Source organism: Burkholderia sp. M6-3 (assembly GCF_050858985.1).
Lineage (GTDB): Bacteria > Pseudomonadota > Gammaproteobacteria > Burkholderiales > Burkholderiaceae > Paraburkholderia > Paraburkholderia caledonica.
In genome coordinates this window covers 137,182-150,807 of record NZ_CP110091.1, presented here as the reverse complement: position 1 = coordinate 150,807, position 13,626 = coordinate 137,182, and the positions used below count along the sequence as shown (strand labels likewise).

12 protein-coding genes and 2 pseudogenes are annotated in these 13,626 nt (G+C 61.2%); 9 read left to right on the top strand and 5 right to left on the bottom strand.

Going from position 1 to position 13,626, the window contains the following annotated elements; all coding sequences use genetic code 11:
* Nucleotides 1-4: 4 nt before the first annotated feature.
* The gene (locus tag OH764_RS18000) at nucleotides 5-502 is read right to left on the bottom strand and encodes a DUF4399 domain-containing protein (RefSeq protein WP_498850172.1); all 498 of its coding nucleotides are present in this window, start codon (nucleotides 500-502) and stop codon (nucleotides 5-7) included.
* A 381-nt stretch (nucleotides 503-883) separates the two neighbouring features.
* Between OH764_RS18000 and OH764_RS17995 the strand changes: the two genes are divergently transcribed.
* The gene (locus OH764_RS17995) at nucleotides 884-2,884 is read left to right on the top strand and encodes an SUMF1/EgtB/PvdO family nonheme iron enzyme (protein ID WP_498850171.1); all 2,001 of its coding nucleotides are present in this window, start codon (nucleotides 884-886) and stop codon (nucleotides 2,882-2,884) included.
* A 48-nt stretch (nucleotides 2,885-2,932) separates the two neighbouring features.
* On the opposite strand, the gene OH764_RS17990 is transcribed toward OH764_RS17995, so the two are convergent.
* The gene (locus OH764_RS17990) at nucleotides 2,933-5,137 is read right to left on the bottom strand and encodes a serine/threonine protein kinase (protein WP_498850170.1); all 2,205 of its coding nucleotides are present in this window, start codon (nucleotides 5,135-5,137) and stop codon (nucleotides 2,933-2,935) included.
* 319 nt (nucleotides 5,138-5,456) lie between these two features.
* Complete coding sequence (locus OH764_RS17985) at nucleotides 5,457-5,585, bottom strand: hypothetical protein (RefSeq protein WP_498850169.1); 129 nt, start codon at nucleotides 5,583-5,585, stop codon at nucleotides 5,457-5,459.
* A gap of 366 nt (nucleotides 5,586-5,951) precedes the next feature.
* On the opposite strand from OH764_RS17985, the gene OH764_RS17980 reads away from it, so the two are divergent.
* The 6 genes from OH764_RS17980 (at nucleotide 5,952) to OH764_RS17955 (ending at nucleotide 10,077) form a co-directional block, all read left to right on the top strand.
* On the top strand, nucleotides 5,952-6,170 hold the full coding sequence (locus OH764_RS17980) for a hypothetical protein (protein ID WP_087753047.1): 219 nt from the start codon (nucleotides 5,952-5,954) through the stop codon (nucleotides 6,168-6,170).
* 343 nt (nucleotides 6,171-6,513) lie between these two features.
* On the top strand, nucleotides 6,514-6,720 hold the full coding sequence (locus OH764_RS17975) for a hypothetical protein (RefSeq protein ID WP_498850168.1): 207 nt from the start codon (nucleotides 6,514-6,516) through the stop codon (nucleotides 6,718-6,720).
* Between the two features lie 175 nt (nucleotides 6,721-6,895).
* Nucleotides 6,896-7,510 (top strand): TetR/AcrR family transcriptional regulator, encoded by a 615-nt coding sequence (locus OH764_RS17970; RefSeq protein ID WP_498850167.1) that lies wholly within the window; start codon nucleotides 6,896-6,898, stop codon nucleotides 7,508-7,510.
* Nucleotides 7,511-7,596: 86 nt separating this feature from the next.
* Nucleotides 7,597-8,826 (top strand): MFS transporter, encoded by a 1,230-nt coding sequence (locus tag OH764_RS17965; protein ID WP_498850166.1) that lies wholly within the window; start codon nucleotides 7,597-7,599, stop codon nucleotides 8,824-8,826.
* Between the two features lie 151 nt (nucleotides 8,827-8,977).
* Nucleotides 8,978-9,133 carry a DUF3309 family protein gene (locus OH764_RS17960; protein ID WP_020068823.1) on the top strand — a complete coding sequence of 52 codons (156 nt, stop codon included), beginning with the start codon at nucleotides 8,978-8,980 and terminating at the stop codon, nucleotides 9,131-9,133.
* A gap of 143 nt (nucleotides 9,134-9,276) precedes the next feature.
* Entirely contained in the window at nucleotides 9,277-10,077 is an 801-nt protein-coding gene (locus OH764_RS17955; protein WP_498850165.1) for an SDR family oxidoreductase, read from the top strand.
* A 103-nt stretch (nucleotides 10,078-10,180) separates the two neighbouring features.
* Here OH764_RS17955 and OH764_RS17950 read toward each other — a convergent pair.
* Nucleotides 10,181-10,588 (bottom strand): annotated as a pseudogene (locus tag OH764_RS17950) (nucleotide-binding domain containing protein); the annotation flags it as partial.
* A 193-nt stretch (nucleotides 10,589-10,781) separates the two neighbouring features.
* Here OH764_RS17950 and OH764_RS17945 point away from each other — a divergent pair.
* Nucleotides 10,782-11,210: pseudogene (locus tag OH764_RS17945) on the top strand (substrate-binding domain-containing protein); the annotation flags it as partial.
* Nucleotides 11,211-11,783: 573 nt separating this feature from the next.
* A complete protein-coding gene (locus OH764_RS17940; protein WP_027778161.1) occupies nucleotides 11,784-12,257 on the top strand; it encodes an Lrp/AsnC family transcriptional regulator in 474 nt (157 codons plus the stop codon).
* Nucleotides 12,258-12,287: 30 nt separating this feature from the next.
* On the opposite strand, the gene OH764_RS17935 is transcribed toward OH764_RS17940, so the two are convergent.
* Complete coding sequence (locus tag OH764_RS17935) at nucleotides 12,288-13,526, bottom strand: MFS transporter (protein ID WP_498850164.1); 1,239 nt, start codon at nucleotides 13,524-13,526, stop codon at nucleotides 12,288-12,290.
* Between the last annotated feature and the right edge of the window lie 100 nt (nucleotides 13,527-13,626).

Genomic DNA, 13,626 nt, shown 5'->3' with positions numbered 1-13,626 from the left:
AGTCTTATTGCACGGTGATGGTGATCTTTTTCGAGTACACGGGCGGCGTGTGCGGCACGTGATTGTGATCGCCCAGAATCAGTTGCAATGTGTGTTTGCCTGGTGGCAACTCGATACGCGCGTCGGTTTCACCCGCGCCGAAATGCAGATGATTGCGGTCCGATGGAATTTCCTGGTCGAGCGCCGGCAGGTCCGTGTCGATCAGTAGATGATGATGCCCGGTGTTCGGAAACACGACGCCCTTCGGACACACACCCATGTTGCGCAAGCCCATGCGGACCCACAGCTTGCCGCCATGAATCACGGCGCCATCGGGCGGCCAGATGATGTACTCCTCGGCGCCCGCGGGCGATGCAGTCGACGCGCCGAATGTGACGGCGGGCAGCGCCGCGCCACCGATCATCACGGCGAGCATGGTGCGCAAAACCGTGCGCCATGCACATAGCCGCGTTGCGGCCGTCAGACTCCAGGTGAGAACAGCGGGGACGTTGGTTATTCGCATAGCGCACTCTCCCGAAGAGCGGTCGTGGTCACCTCGACTGCGCGAGGCAGTGCGGGCAAATTCTGCTGCGTTCGCGAGCGCGCACGCGATGCGGCGGCCGCGTAGTTAAAACGACCGTGCCGCGTTACTTTGTGAATCAGCTTAGGACGTAACTTGCCAAAAAGATACGCCACACTCGTTAACCGTATAGCGCACTCGGTAGAAGTGTTGGTTGTGACCCGCCAAGTGCGTGCTATGGTTGTTGATACGTTGCAACGTGGATGGTCCAAAGCGCGTCGTGCGTTCCATACGTGTGCGCGGTACGTGCGGCGGCGACGCATAGCGCCGACCGGTGCTGTACGCGAATGCCTATGTTCTGTCCGGAACAAACAGGATCCGAAGATGTGGCGAATATTCCTGCTGATGTGGATGGCCGGGGCCATTCTGGTGGATTGCGGCAATACATTTGCCGCTGCGCCGCGTGAAAGCACTGGTGCGATGGACCGGGCAATCGCGCCGTTTGTAGCCGCACACGATTATCCTGGCGCGCCACGCATTGCACTCGTGATAGGCAATGGCGAATATGGCAACAATTCACACGACGTCGTCAGGCAAAACGCGCCGCGCGACGCACGAGTCGTCGGCAAAACATTGCGTGCGCTCGGCTACGACGTGACCGTGCTTTCGAACGCAACGCCGGCTTTGATGCAACGATCGATTGCCGAACTACGCGATCGTTTGACCACAGGTGGTATCGGCCTATTCTATTTCGCCGGTCACGGCATGCGGATCGGGGGGCAGACGTTGCTGATTCCCGCCGGACTGGACATGCGCTCGCCGGCTTCGTTGCTTCGCCAGGCCGTCGACCTGAATGACGTCGTGCAAGCAATGCATTCACGCGACAGCCAACTCAACCTCGTAATCCTCGATACCTGTCTCGACAATCCATTCGCCGCCGCTGTTGCGCCGGATGCGTCCGCACTTCCGCCGAACACGGTCGTTGCCTATGCGACCGCGCCGGGCGGTTTTGCGGCGGACGGCATACGCCATGGCATTTACACACAGGCATTGCTGCGGACAGTCGACGAAACACCAGCACAGCCTCTGATGAGCCTGCTTGCAAACGTTGCGTCCCAGGTTCGCGACGTAACGCGCGGCGAACAGAGTCCTTCGATTGCGTCGACGCTGACGGCATCGGCAGATGCAGGAATCAACGCGGTCAAAACCCCGGTCATGACTGTCGAGTCCCACGACGATACTGTCGTGACACTGCACAGTCGCGGCATTCTGCCAAAAGACAGCAGTGAACAATACGAAATCACGTTCTGGAATTCGATCAAGGACAGTAACTATCCCGGCGACTACGAAGCGTATTTGAAGGCCTATCCCAACGGGCGCTTCGCCACGCTCGCGCATGCCCGCATAGATCGCTTGCGGGCGGCGGCATCGAACGCGCCTGCGGCCGCTGCAGCACCTTCCCCCGCGCCGCCCGTCGCGCAACCGGCAGCGCCACCTGCTACACCGACACCGCAAGCCGCACGCCCTTCAACGCCTGTAGCGCCCCCCGCTACCGCGACGCCAGATCGGCAGCGCGCCGTTTCTACACCGCCCGCTGCGAGCACTACGGCACCGCCAACGCCGCCTGCCTCGGCAACCGCTCAGAAGCCCGCAGCGCATGCGCCGGTCGCGGGCGAAAGCCGCGATTGTGCGGCGTGTCCAATCATGATCGCGTTGCCCGCCGGCTCATTCTTGATGGGCAGCAGCAGCGACGATCCATCGGAGAAGCCCGTTCATCACGTGACGATCGGGGCACCGTTCGCGATCGGCAAATACGAGGTGACCGTCGAGCAGTGGAATGCATGTGTCGCTGCGAACGCATGTGCGAAACTCACTCCCGAAACGAATGCGAACAAGACGGCACCCGCTCGCGATCTCAGTTGGGATGACGCGCAGCAGTATGTAAAGTGGCTCAGCAAAACCACCGGCAAGCCGTACCGTCTGCCCACTGAAGCGGAGTGGGAATACGCCGACCGTGGCGGCACGACAAGCGCTTACTGGTGGGGAGATCAGATGCGCAAGGGCACCGCCAACTGCAAGGATTGCGGCGAACCGTGGCACAAGGAAGGCCCCGAGCCGGCAGGTTCGTTTGCGCCCAATCCATATGGCTTGCACGACATGAACGGCAGCGTCTGGGAATGGACCGCCGACTGCTGGCACAACTCGTACCAGTCCGCGCCCGCAGACGGCCGCGCGTGGGAGAGCCCCACTTGCGACATGCGCGTGATTCGTGGTGGCTCGTGGCGGGAAGGCAGCGGCTACATGCTCAGCGCGACTCGCTTTAAATACAGCTCAGGTGTGCGCCAATCGCAAGACGGCTTTCGCGTAGTCAAAGAATTGAAGTGATGCAGGGCTACAACCGCTTTCACGGTTGAGATGATGAGCACGCGCGGTTTATGGCGCGTGAGGCTTCGTGGTGATCGGCGCGAAGTCAGCGACGATCCGCTCCCGGCCATACTTCGCGCCGATCTGGGCGAGACGCGCGTCGAGTGCTCGAAGATAATCGGCTCGCGATTCCGCTTCGGGGCGCGGCTTGTCGAATAGCGGCGCGGGCGTGATCAGAAGCACGACCATCTCCGAGCCGAACGGCTTGGAAATGACCCAGTCGCCCGCGCTGCCGATCGTCGCCGAATAACGCGGTGGCGCCTGATTGTCCTTCGCGCGCGGGCTCGGCACCATATGAACCACGTTACCGTCGAGTTGGTAATAGTCGAGGTTCACGTATGAGTCATAGCCGGGCGTGCTCACGTCGACAACCAGCGGATCGCCCTCGCTCAACTGACCGCTCGGGGGACGTACCTGCAAGCCGGCGATGTGACCGGCCTGCCAGTTCTGCGTCCAATACGGCGCGAGTGCCTTAACGGTGTCGCATTTATCGTCCGCCACGGACTGAACGTTGAGTTTCACGTCATCCACGCCGGGAAGCGCCCGCAGCCCATCTTTCAGACGCGCGGCGCCGTAGCGTTGGGAGACATAACCGCGCACCGTCAACGTGTGATCCTGCGTCGATCCAGTTAGCGCCGAACACGGCACTTGGGCGAGCATCGGCGTCACGGCGGCGAGTGTCAATGCGGGCTTTGGAGCTGAGGGTGATGCGGGCGGTGGGGCAATTGTCGACGCATTCGTCGGTGCAGTCGTTGGTGCGTTCGTCGAGGCGTTCGTTGGTGCATTGGTTGTTGCGCCCGTTGACGAACCAGTCGACACCACGCCCGCTGTCGCCACCGAAGCGCTCGATTGCGTGGACAACGAGGCGCCCCGATCGACGCGCCCCTGCGACGAGCCCGCGCCCAACTGCGCCGGACTTTGACGATTCGGCGCCGACTTCCACGCGTACACGCCGACAGCCGTGGCGCAAACCACCGCGAAGCCCGCCAGCCCCGCCTTCGCCAACGTGCCCGATTTCTCGGCGCGCGCTTCGTTGTCGAACTCCGCGATAAAGCGCGCGATGCTCGGCATGCGAGTCGCGCGGTCGAAGGAGAGCGCGGCGCGCAGCGCGCGCCACTGTCTCGTATCGAGATTCGCCGGTCGTTGCAGCTTGAAATCTGCGTTGCGCGCCTGCGTGGCGGACAACCGGTCGAACGGATGATGCCCCGTCAACAGTTCATACGTGATGCAGCCCAGCGCGTAGATGTCGTCACGTGGATCGGGCTCGCGATGCTCGATCATTTCCGGGCTCGCATACGCGGGCGTCAGCGCGCCGAGGCTCCCCGGATCGAAGACCGTTGCATCGCTCTCTTCCTCCGGGCGCTGAAACACGCGGGCAATGCCGAAGTCGATCACTTTGACTTCGGCATTCGTCGTGAGAAAGACGTTGGCGGGTTTGAAATCGCAATGCACGAAGCCGCGTTCGTGCGCATACGCGAGCGCGCTGCACATGCCGCGCACGATGGGCAATGCCGCGCGTACTGGCATGCCCTGATAGCCCGGGGTGCGCAGCAACTGGCTTAGTGGCTTGCCGGATAAGTACTCCATCGTCAGGTAGACGATGGGCCCGTCGCGATCGAAGTCGTACACCGTGATGATGTTGCGATGCGCGAGCACCTGCGCCTTGCGTGCCTCACGCTGCAACGCAACTAGCGAATTCGGATTACCGCGAAACTGGACGTTGAGAACCTTGATCGCGAGATAGGGCTTTCTGTCCGACGCCTCCAGCTTTCGCAGATCGAGCGCCTTGTAAACAGTGCCCATTCCACCGACGCCCAGGCATTCTTCAAGTACAAAGCGGTTGTTCAGCGTGTCGCCGGTGCCTTTGATCTGGTCATGGCCTAACCCGATGGATGCGTTAGGCGCACTCGCGCCGGTGCCTGCGGGTATTGCGCCTGCGGAGCGCGCGGATGGAATTTCAACCGTAGTCTGGATGCCGGTCTCGTCGCCGCCAGCGGCCACATTCGACAAACGTAACTGCTCGATACGCCGCCGCACTTCGACGTAAATGTCCTCGGGCAGCGGCGCTTTGCGATGCGCGGCGCCGAGCATATCCAGCAGCTGCGCGGGACCGAGTCCTTCGGTCACCAACGTGCTGTCGAGTTGAGCGACGAACTCGTCACGGGACAGCTCGCCGTTCTGGAAGTCGTGAATCACACGCGCAAGGCTAGCCATTTTGTGCGAGATGCCGCCGCTGCCATAGACCCCGATCGCACGCGACCGAGGCTCCCGAGGCCGATAGGAAAGCTGTCGTAACCAGTTACATGTGCCGCTTCGATACTAGCTCCCGGCCTGCGCTTTCGCAAACCAGGATTGCCCCGCGCGATGCATGAGCAGCCAATGTCGGGCATGCTCCAACACAACCAGACGGGTTGTCGGGAGAGTGTCACCACTCGCTGCGATTGCGCCGGCCGCAACGGAGAGCCGCAAATACGGCGAGTCAGCCTGCAAGCCGCATCCAGAAAGGCGCTGATACTTTTGTTAGGAACCTTTACTAAATCTGGCAAACGCCGTGCATTAGTGACGCCTGAGCAGACAGGTTGCTCGGATCGAACGGCAACAACGTTGCGAGCAACAACATCCGCTTGCGATAAGCGGCGAGGCGAAGCGGCCGCTTCTTCATGCCGCTTCGCCTCGCGCCAGTTGCTTTTTTCTTCTGCGTCACTTTGGAGAAATACCATGTCGTCCCTCATGATTCGCGACCTTCCCGAGTCCGCGTACTCAGCCGCCTACCGAGGCTAAGCCTGTGTCCGGCGGCGCCGGCCTGCCCTCGGCAGGCGGTCTAATCGGCATTGCCAACGTCAACGTCCCGGCGATAACGAAGGACCGGGTGCTTCCCTAATGCCGCCTGCCCATATCCGCCAGGCAGGCACAAAACAGATTTCCTATACTTATAGCGCGACGAGACCTCAGCACACTTGACCCTATCCGTGAGCGCAGACGAGACCAGTGAACGGTCGCAGCGCGCGGCTTCTTCGGCGGACACACCATGGCCAGACTTCTCATCAACGACCTTACTGACAGCGTGGAACTCGACCGCGAGGCAATGGCCGCCATTGTCGGCGGTGCACGCATTGGCACGCGCCTGACGCGCGCCGCGCCGCTCGTGCCGGTTTCCGCGCGGGTCGTCGAGTATCCACCCGGCTTTCCGGCCGCGCATCAGGCGATCGGAAAAGTAGCCGCTACGCGCGATAAGCGGCGCGGCTAGATTCGCTTTCACATCAGCAGTGCGGCGGCATGCGTCATCGACGCGTGCCGCTTTTGTTTTTGTCGCGCGAGGCGCAGCGCGCGGACTGTTTCGCAGCGCTGCCCGCGTGCCCGCTGCCCAACATTGCGGACGTGAAATGTGGGTTACGTCCGCACACTTCGCTTCTGTCTTTCGCTCATCGCAATGCGCTTCTGGCGGCCGTGCCGCGCATATCGTTGCCTGGCGCGGCGTCGCCGATGAGATGACAGCTTCCGCGTTCATCGAACGAAAATTGGCATACACCTTGCAGAAATAGAAGCGAGCACCTTGCCGTGCTCGCCCGCCCACTTCGAGGAGTATCGCCATGAAATCCACCGTCATTATCAAGGACCTACCCCGCTGCGCGGACGCGTCACGCGAGGAAGCCACGCTCGACGCCGAGCAGATGAAACTCGTGCGCGGGGGCCGTTCCGTCGTCGTCACAGTCGACGGCGGCGCCTCGGGCCACGTCGACGACTTCGACGTCAACACTGCCATCTTCGAAGGGCGCATCAAAGGCACCTATCTGTAGGACGCGTGAGATGTCCGCAATTGGAAACCGCCGCGCCGCGCCCTTGCTGGCGGGGCGCGGCGGTCCGGACATGCGCCGGCGAAATTGCCCTTGCGTTCTGTATCAATCGATATATAATCCAGTTTTATATCGTTCGATACAGAATTTGCCGCACAGGCGGTAAAGGACATGGATCATGGCGCGACCCCGCGGATTCGACGAGCAAGAGGTGCTCGAAGCAGCAAGCGCGACCTTCTGGCTCAAGGGCTACGAGGCCACCTCCACACGCGACCTGGTTAAATCGACGGGTCTCACGCAGCCGAGCCTCTACAACGCATTTGGCGATAAGCGCGGGCTGTATCTGCGCGCGCTCGAGCACTACCTGGACTGCACGCTGCGCGAGCGCATCAGGCGCTTCGAAAGCACGGTGCCGCCGGCTCAAGCCATTACGGGTTTCTTCGACGAGACAATTGAGCGCTCCGTCTCCGATCCGCACAAACGCGGCTGCATGCTGGTTAATTCGGCGCTCGAAATTTCGTCGGAGGACGAAGCATTTCGTAAGCTCGTCGCGACCGAGATCGCCGAGATCCGCGAGTTCTTTTATCGTTGCCTTGTCGCCGCGCAGAAGGGCGGCGCAATCGCTGCGACCGTATCGCCCGCCGATGCGGCCACTCATCTGCTCGCCACGGTACTAGGCATGCGCGTGTTGGCGCGGGTCGATCCGCAACGAGACGTGCTGACGAGCGCTGCCGCAACCGCTCTCGCGCTGCTCGGCTTGCCGGCGATACCTGCCAGACACGGCGGCGTCTAAATCACGCGCCTAACGGGGCGCACACCATCGCATTTTTACCCATAGCCGAATCCACGTTCAGCACGTTGGCCGGTAAAGGAATCGTCATGTCTTCAGCGCCCTCATTGACCTCTCCGGTCTCTACATCGCTCGACGCCCGATCGCTCTACGCGACGCTCGCCGGCTTGTGCGGCAGCCTCGTCGCAATCGGACTCGCGCGCTTTGCGTACACGCCGCTGATTCCGTCACTGATTCAGGCGCACTGGTTCACGTCGTCACAAGCAGTGACACTCGGCGCCGCCAACTTCGCGGGCTATCTGATCGGTGCGTTGATCGGGCGACCTCTTGCCTCGGCGCTGTCGAACCGTACCGCGTTGCGTCTGCTGATGGCTGTTGTGACCGCAGCCTTCTTCGCCTGCGCATATCCGCTCTCGATCAACTGGTTCTTCGCATGGCGTCTGCTTTCGGGCATCTCCGGCGGTGCCATCATGGTGCTCGTCGCGACTTCTATTCTTCCGCACATTCCCGCGCCGCGGCGCGGCTTTGTCAGCGGCATGATCTTTCTCGGACTGGGCCTTGGCATTGCAGCGTCCGGAACGCTCATACCCGAACTGCTGCATTTCGGGCTGAGAACCACATGGCTTGGTCTTGGCGCAGTCGCGCTCGCATTGACGGCGGTAAGCTGGTTCGGCTGGCCGTCGACGAATCCTCCCGCACCCGCTGCAGCAGCCGGCAATCGTCATGCTTCACACGCCAGCAATCTCGGGCTGCGTGCGCTGTATGCGCAATACGCGGCGAACGCGCTCGGTCTCGTGCCGGCAATGATCCTGCTTGTCGATTACGTGGCGCGCGGGCTCGGTCGAGGCGCGGCAATTGGCGCGGACTACTGGGTGCTCTATGGGCTTGCCGCGATCGTGGGACCAGTCATCGCAGGCAACGTTGCGCATCGTATCGGTTACGGCAAGGCTTATCGCGTCGCACTGCTACTGCAAGCGGTAGCCGTTGCAATGCTTGCGCTTTCCGGCAACGCATGGGTCCTTGGATTGTCGACTGTGATTCTCGGCGTCTTTACGCCCGGTATCGTCCCGCTCGCGCTCGGTCGCATTCACGAACTCGTGCCGCACGATCACACCGAGCAACGGGCCTCGTGGAGTCGCGCGACAACCGCATTTGCGCTCTTCCAGGCGCTCGGTGGTTATGGCTACTCGTATCTGTTCTCACACTCGCATAACAACTACGCGTTGATCTTTGCTTGCGGCGGCGTCGCGCTCGCCCTTGCGTTCATCGCGGACATCGTCGCGTCGGGCACCAGGACCGCACCTGCAACCGGTATATGAGCGTAGCCAACGCGCGTAACCGCGCCTCGCGTTCTACGCTGGGCACGACGCTTGCTCCAGCAGGTTGACGACGCTGCCTGGTCCCACGCACGGCAATAAAGCGTGCGAGGCTCCTCGATAGGCAACTCCATCAACCAAGCGGAGGTCATATATGTTGGGAACTATTCTTCTGGTTGTGCTGATTCTTCTCCTCATTGGCGCGTTGCCGACGTGGCCGCATAGCCGTTCATGGGGTTATGCGCCGACGGGTGGTCTCGGTATCGTGCTCATCGTTGTGATCGTGCTGCTTGTCGCCGGCGTCGTTTAGCCGATTCGTGATGCGGTCACATCATCAATAAGTCCCCGCAGGCCAGGCCGCCGGATTGCGATGCAGTGAACTGCGCGCAAATCCGGCGGCCTCGCTATATTCGTACTTAGACAAAAGGCACGTTCAAAGCCCGAGGAATTGCGATGGAAAAGTTACTCGCCAATCAATTTGCATTGGTCACTGGCGCAAGCTCGGGCATCGGCTATGGCGTTGCAAAGGCGCTCGCGAATGCGGGCGCGTCCGTCGCTCTGAATTATCATTCGCACGCTGAATCGGCCGAGAATCTCGCCGATGAAATCAATCAATCCGGCGGCGCCGCAATCGCGGTTAAAGCGGATGTGTCGAATCCCGTCGAAGTCGACGCAATGTTCGAAGCGTGCCGCGCTCGCTTCGGCACGTTGGATATCGTCGTCGCCAATTCCGGTTTGCAGAAGGACAGTGCTTTTGCCGAAATGACGCTGGAGGATTGGCAAACGGTGATGGCCACCAACCTGACGGGGCAATTTCTCACCGCTCAGGCAGCCGTAAAAGAATTTCGCCGACGCGGACCGACGTCGGTGTCGAAAGCGGTTGGCAAGATCATCTGCATGAGTTCCGTCCACGAGGTGATTCCGTGGGCCGGACATGTTAACTATGCCGCGTCGAAGGGCGGGATTCAGATGTTCATGAAGTCACTCGCGCAGGAAGTGGCGCCGGAGCGCATCCGCGTGAATTCGATTGCGCCCGGCGCGATTCGCACGCAGATCAACCGGGACGCGTGGGACACGAGCGCGGCGCGCGACAAACTATTGCAACTGATTCCTTATGGCCGCGTCGGCGAAGTGGAAGACATCGGCAAGGCTGCCGTCTGGCTCGCATCGGATGAAAGCGACTACGTTGTGGGCACAACCTTGTTTGTCGACGGCGGCATGACGTTGTATCCGGGATTCGCCGACAATGGCTAAAGCCAGTAGGCTCGTTGTCGCCGTGACCTTCCAGCAGTTTTTCGAACAGATCTATATCGCCCATTTGACCGCCTTTGAGCATTAGCTCGGTGCCATCCAATTGAGGACTGTCGGCGTGGACACGGCACACGCTCACCCCAGCCGACAGCGGCGCAAGGTACGACAAACCCCATGCGCCGAGCGCTCGCACCGCGATACTCGATGTGTCACCGCCCGCAATGCCGACACGCTGCAATTTCTCCGCGTCGAGCACTTGCCTCAACAATGCCGCGCAAGCATGCGCAAGCCGAGGCAACGCGCCGGACGATTCAATCGCGCCCGGTTCGCGCCGCGACGTGAAGGCCAGTACGTTGCTTCCGTTGCGCAACGCGTCGACGATTGCTGCCACTTGCACCATGAGATAGCTGTGTGCTGATTCGCCCGTCATCTGCAGCGCGTCCAGTTCAATGTGGCGATATGAGCGCGCGGTGCGGATCTGCACTTGAGTCAACGGCGACAGGCTGCCCGCCATCACGAAGACGGGACCGCGCGCAGGAGCCAACCGCTCGCGCTGCGGCGTTGCTTCACTCGCGGCCGAGTCCCCGAGCGCGGAGACATACGCCTGCGCGGCGCTTCTCGCCTGGTGCGTCAGCAAACGCCCAATCGCTTGAAGATGCGAATCGTCGAGCACGTCGAACAGCACCGCATCGGGCCGCAACGTGACCCGGCGTTACGAAGAACGTGAGATCGGTTTTCTTCATTTGATCGAATCCACGTTCCCGCAAGTGCGCGCAATCGGACTACGTGAAGGACAGGACGACAGCGAGCGCAATTATGTGCAGACGCGCAGGCTGCTGGAGCAGCATCCAGACCTCGCCGGCATTTACAACAGAGGCGGCGGATCGGACGGCGTGGGGCGCGCAATCGTCGAAGCGCGCTCGGATCAGAAGATTCTTTTCGTAGGACATGGTCTGACGCCGGACACGCGAGCGTTGCTAATCGACGGAACAATGGACGCATTGATCACACAGACGCCGCAAGCAATGGTGGGAAACTGTTTGCGCATTTTCCGCAACGTGCGCGACAAACGCGATGCAATGAGCGACGTGAAGCCGGTGCAGTTCAGTATTGTGTTGCGCGAGAATCTGCCTTGATTTACGGGCTTTCGCGCGCGCTCGACGTCCGCATACAGTGATCGGAAATCACCCGGGCACGCGAGATGCTCAATCTCCTTCGTGTTCCAACCTTATACGAAAGGAGATACATCATGCCTTACCTACTTGGCTGGCTTCTCGGTGTTCCGGTAATCGTGCTGGTAATTCTGTACCTCATCTTCCATTGATCACGTGAGACCTGTCCCGTGGCGCGGCCCTTAGGTGGCCGCGCGTTTTTTAATGCGGGTCTAGATGCGCCTCGTGATGCTCGTCGCGATACGCGCGATACATGCGATACATGCATTCGTGCAAGAGCGAGCATTCGCTGCAATACGGTAGCGTCGCAGTTTCTCTCATGCCGCCTTCGGTAAAGGCAGCGATCACCCATAGCGGCTTGTGGCCGCGAGTGGCCCGTTAGCGTCGAGCCTGATGGTTGTCCCGGGCACGAATGCACCCTGAAAATATACCGGCCACCGTGCTGGATAGGCTTCCAAATCCGACACGCGTTGCAGCGACTCTCGGGACATTCTTCCGATAGAATCAAGGTTAGACGAACAACCTTCCGGGTCGGCCATGAGCCCCAAAAATCGCGCGCTGGACAATCAGGATCGCAGGATCATGCGCGCATTACAAAAGAATGCGCGCTTAAGCAATGCGGAACTGGCGGAACTGGTCGGCATGTCGACCACGGCATGCTGGAATCGCACGCGTCAACTGGAAAACGAAGGCTACATTCGCGGCTATGTCGCGCTGCTCGATCAACAGAAGCTCGGCTTTGCGGACATCGTGCTGCTCGAAGTGACGCTCGACCGTCACGACGACGACGCACTCGCGCGCTTCGGCGCCGAGCTCGCGACGCTCACCGAAGTTCTCGAAGCGTACCTTGTGTCGGGCGATTACGATTACCTGGTCAAAGTCGCTGTCGATGGCACCGCAGGTTATGAGCGCTTCTTGCGCGAGAAGCTATACAAGATCGCGGGCATTCGTCATAGCCGCTCAATGTTTGCGCTGCGCTGCATGAAAAGTATTCCGTCGGTGCAGGTATAAGCCGACTCCGCTCGCGGTCAATACACGCATTCAGTTCCGACGCAGCGGTCTTTGACATGCCGCGAGCACAGCGCCGCCCGCCAGCAACAGCGCGGAATAGATGAGGCCGCGAGCAAGACCTGCTCCGTCGGACACCCAACCGATCACCATCGGCCCAACGATCTGTCCGAATGCAAAAACGATCGTGAATGCGCTGATGCCTTTTGCCCAGTGGCTCGTCGGCAGGTTGTGGCGCACGAACGCCGTCGTCGATGCAACGGCGGACAGGAACGTCGCGCCGAATAGCGCGCCCGATACGAACGCGATCCACGGTTGCGTGAATAGCGCGGGCAACAATGTCGCGACCGCCAGCAACGCATTGAGCACGGCGAGCGCCTGACCGCCACGCATGCGGTCGAGCAGCCCTGACCACAGGCGCGCGGAGAGCACCGTCGCGATGCCGAGCAAAAGATAGAAACCCGTGACGACAGTGGCGCTCATACCCGCGTTGCGCAACAACGCGACAATGAACGTCATATAGCCGATATAGCCGACGCCGAACAGCGCATAGCCGCCGAGCGCGCGAGCGAAATGCGGCCAGCGCTGGGCGTCGTCTGTATTGCCCATGTGCGCCGGTGCCGTTGCCGCCACCGCGTGCACACCCTCGATCTTGCGCGCGGCGCCGATGGCGGCCACGCTAAATGCCGCGCATGCGGCAGCCAACGCAAACCAGGCGAACTGCCAGCCATGCGCACGGTTGAGAATGGTCAACGGCACCAGTACGGACGAAGCGACAATGCCCCATCCCGTGCCGCCGTAATACAGGCCGAGAACGAGGCCCGCATCGCGCGGACTCGCCGACGCAAGCCTCGCGGCGAGCACGCCACCGCTAATGAAAACCGCAGCGCTGCTCGCGCCAGTGATCACGCGCAGCACAAGCAGCGAATTGGTATCGGCAAGCAGGCCGCTGGTCGCCATGAGAAACGCAGTGGCTACGCACCCGGCCACGAACAGTTTGTCTGCCTGCCAGCGACGCGCGAGTCGCGGAAACGCCAGCGCGCCGAGCAGATAGCCAAGCGCATTTGCAGTGTTCATTGCCCCTGCTTCAGCGAAGGTCCAGCCGAGGTCGAGTTTCATCGACGGCAATAGCAGCGCGTAGGCGAAGCGCGCGAGGCCTAGCGCAATCGCGCTCCCCAGCGACAACGCGGCCGCCAGCATCAGCATAGGAAGGCGCTGCGCCGCGTGGTCGGCTATGGGAGCTGCGGCAGCGTCGGGCGGATGTGTCGGCATGGGCTAGTCTGGATGGGAAAGCATTGCTGCTAAGCGGTTCTGTTGCTCGGCGTTGTCGCGCTTCGCCATCATATCGGGAGGCGCGGTGCGGGGCTGACAG